Annotated in this window: 3 protein-coding genes; all 3 read right to left on the reverse strand. The window is 63.8% G+C overall.

Annotated features, from left to right (window positions below; translation table 11 throughout):
* Positions 1-80: 80 nt before the first annotated feature.
* From AC0L3I_RS36655 to AC0L3I_RS36665, 3 genes are read right to left on the reverse strand one after another with little or no spacing between them, the layout of a single operon-like run.
* The gene (locus AC0L3I_RS36655; protein ID WP_473530194.1) at positions 81-1070 is read right to left on the reverse strand and encodes a tyrosine-type recombinase/integrase; all 990 of its coding nucleotides are present in this window, start codon (positions 1068-1070) and stop codon (positions 81-83) included.
* The gene (locus AC0L3I_RS36660) at positions 1067-1972 is read right to left on the reverse strand and encodes a tyrosine-type recombinase/integrase (protein ID WP_473530195.1); all 906 of its coding nucleotides are present in this window, start codon (positions 1970-1972) and stop codon (positions 1067-1069) included. Before AC0L3I_RS36660 ends, AC0L3I_RS36655 begins: the two co-directional genes overlap by 4 nt.
* Entirely contained in the window at positions 1972-3204 is a 1233-nt protein-coding gene (locus AC0L3I_RS36665; protein WP_473530196.1) for a tyrosine-type recombinase/integrase, read from the reverse strand. Before AC0L3I_RS36665 ends, AC0L3I_RS36660 begins: the two co-directional genes overlap by 1 nt.
* Between the last annotated feature and the right edge of the window lie 149 nt (positions 3205-3353).

The following is a 3353-nucleotide window of genomic DNA, read 5'->3' on the forward strand; positions in this document are numbered from 1 at the left end:
TTATGGGCAGATCCAGTAATGGGGAGCTGGCGGCGACTTGATCGCGCTCTTGTGTCCGCCGCCGCCAACCCGGCTCACCATTACGAAGGGCGCTTGAGGAGCGCGATCAGCCTATCGGACGGCTGGAACGCGCCGCGCCGGAGATGCGGTGGAACGATCGATTCCATGGCGTCGAGCTTCTCTGTCGGATCACCACGCGTGTAGATTTCAGTGGTCGTCAGAGTGGCGTGTCCTAACCACAGCGACACCTTACGGATGTCCTGCGTTGCTTGCAGGATGATCATCGCGCATGTGTGCCTGAGCACGTGAGGCGAGATGCGTTTCTTGTCGAGGCCGGGATGCGCTCGAGCGGCAGTCGCTGCATGCTGTTTGAGCAGATAGGCGAAGCCCCATCGGCTCAGCGGCTCTCCCCGGGCGTTGACGAACACCTCGGGTGCTGCAACCCGCCCGCGAACGGCGAGCCAGGCGCGCAGGGCAGCGGCCGTGGTCTTCCACAAGGGAAGCGTCCGTTCCCGCCGTCCCTTGCCCAGGACACGAATGCTCATCGACGACAGGTCGATGTCCTCGAGCTTCAACCCCGTCAGCTCGGACACGCGCAGACCCGCGCAAACCGCCAGATGCAGCATGGCCCTGTCGCGGATGCCATCACGCGTGGCGGGATCCGGAGCGTCGAGCACCGCTTGCAACTCCTCCCGCAGGAGATAGGGGACCAGACGCCGATCCGTCTTCTTGAATGGGATCGCCAGGACGCGGCGGATATGCTCCAGGGCTGCCGGCTGCCTGTATTCGAGGAAGCGGAAGAAGGACTTAATGGCCGCCAGCCGGACATTGCGCGTCACCGGCGCGTTTTTGCGCTTATCCTCGAGATACTCCAGGAAGGCGCTGATGAGGCGGGCGTCGAGTTGTTCCAGCGTCAGCGTCGATGGCGAGACTTTCAGCCTCTTTGCAGCGAACATGAAGAGCAACTGGAAGCTCAGGGCATAGGAGTCGCGCGTATGCCGACTGACGCCCCGCTGGCGGGCGAGTGTCTCATTGAGGAACGCTTCGATGAGGGGGGCAATCGGCGTCATGATTGCCTCCCTTCGGTAATGAACCCTTCACCGGCCGCGGCGACGTCGCGCATGAGGTCGGCGGTGGCCTCCAGGTACCAGTAGGTCGCATAGATGTTGACGTGACCCATGTAGGTCGCAAGCGCCGCCATATGCGCGCCGCTTCGGCTTCGATCTGCCGGACTGCCTTGCAGCGCACGCACCGCAAACGTGTGCCGCAGATCGTGCAGACGCGGGCGGCGCTTCGCCGCCGGTACGATACCTGCCCTGTCAACCAGCCTGTCGAAGGTCTCTTTGACAGCAATGTAGCGCAGCGGCAGACCACGCGCGTCAACGAACACCGGATCAGTCTCGGAACAGGGCCGGCGATGCGCCAGATAGCCCGTCAAGCCCGTTACTGCCGTGTCGTGCAGCGGCACCAGGCGGGTTTTCCGGAACTTCGTCTCGCGGATCAGCAGGCCGTCGCGCGTCACGTCGGCGACCGTCAACTTCAGCGCTTCGGAGATCCTCAACCCGGTGACTGAGAGCAGTGCGATCAATGTCGCATAGGTCCGTGAGCGCAAGCCGCCTTTGGGTCGAAGCCGAACGGCGGCCTCGATGAGGCGATTGATCTCCGCTGCTGAGTAGATATGCGGCGAGCGCCGCGTCTTGCGGGCGCCGAAGTGATTAACCGGCGGAAGCTCATGCCGGGCGTCTTCAACCCGGACATGACGCACAAAGCGGCAAACGGCTTTCAGTCGGGCATCGCGTTGCGCGACAGACGGTCCCCGCGCCGCCCAATCGATTGCGGTTTGCGTGTGGACATGCGTTTGCCCGCGCTCGGTCGCAAAGGCGGCAAAGCTCCTGAGCAGGTATTCCGCATTCAGCATTGCGAATCCAGTGGCACGGCGGAGCGCCAGATAAGTCTCGATGGCCTTCAACATCAGAGAACCTCCGGCCAGGGCTGCGCGATTTGCTTCAGGAGCATGACATCGGCCTTGGCGTAATGGGCCGTCGTGTCGATGCCTCGGTGCCGCAGGACCAACCCGATCTTCTCGAGCGGAACGCCATGGCGCAGCATCTCTGTCGCCGCCGTGTGTCGCAGGACGTGTGCGCCCTTGACTGGCGCCACGATGCCGGCCCGCTGCATGAGGCGTTTCACCACCGACGAGATGCCGTCACCGTTCCGGAACGGTCGAAACGGCGCGATATTGCGGAGGAACACGTGATCGCTCGGGCAGGTCGAAGGGCGGCACGCGAGGTAGGCGGCGATCGCATCCCCGACGTCTTGCGGAAGCGGCAGACGCACCTCGTAGCGCGACTTGCCCGAGACCCGCAGCGAGCCCGTCTCCCACTCGATGTCGTCGAGGTGGAGTTGCGCCACGTCGCCGGCCCGCAGCCCGAGGCGCGCCAAGAGCAGGACGATCGCGCGATCACGCCGACGCGCAACGACTTCGCCATCGCATGCCGCGATCAGCCGGTTCACCTGCTCCGCCGATAGATATCGCGGCAAGTCGGCAAGCCGCCAACGGGCATAGCCAGGAACGACATCGGCGAGACCCGCTCGGCAGCGGCCTTCGACAGCAAGATACCGCAAGAACGCGCGCAGGCTGGTCGTCAGCTTCTCGACGGTTCCATTGCCGCAATGGCTCGCGCGGTCCAGGAAAAAGCTGCGAATGGCGGCTGGTTCCCACCTTTCTGGATCGTCCCCGAGTGCCGCCATCAAGTGGGCGGCGTCGCGGGCGTAGAGCTTTATGGTGGGATCGGACGCCCCGCGGTGCTTGCGCAGCCACACTTTGAAGTGAGCCACCAAGCACGGCTCGGCACGCTGCAATGCGGCAGCGGCGGACTCGCAAACGCCGATTTCGACAAGGTGCTCGCGAAAGAGCCTGGCGCCGAAAATGGTGTGGTGGTTGCGACGCCCTCCCATGGCGCGCGGACATCGACAACTGCGCAAGTGCTCGCTGAACATCGCCAGATCAATGTCGTTGGGCATTGCCCCTTGCCGAGCCACGACATGGCCGAGGTGCGCCGCCGCCCGCAAATATCGCGCGGCCGTGCCGGCACTATAGCCCTGCCGCTCGAGCGCGGCTGCGAAACCGTCAAGGTATGGTCCGCTTGGTCCGCTCCGCAGATGCCCCAGCAGCTTCGATGCCGAGAAGTAGGTCTCCAACATATTCGTCTCCGTTTGTGACCGGCCATCGATGGCCGAGCCGACGGAGGCGCAGGACCGCGCTGTTATGGAGACAAAAAGCGCAACAATTCACCGAAAAATGTCAATGTCTGCACCCCAGCTCCCCATTACTGGATCTGCCCATAAGGCAG

This window comes from Mesorhizobium sp. WSM4840 (assembly GCF_055811755.1).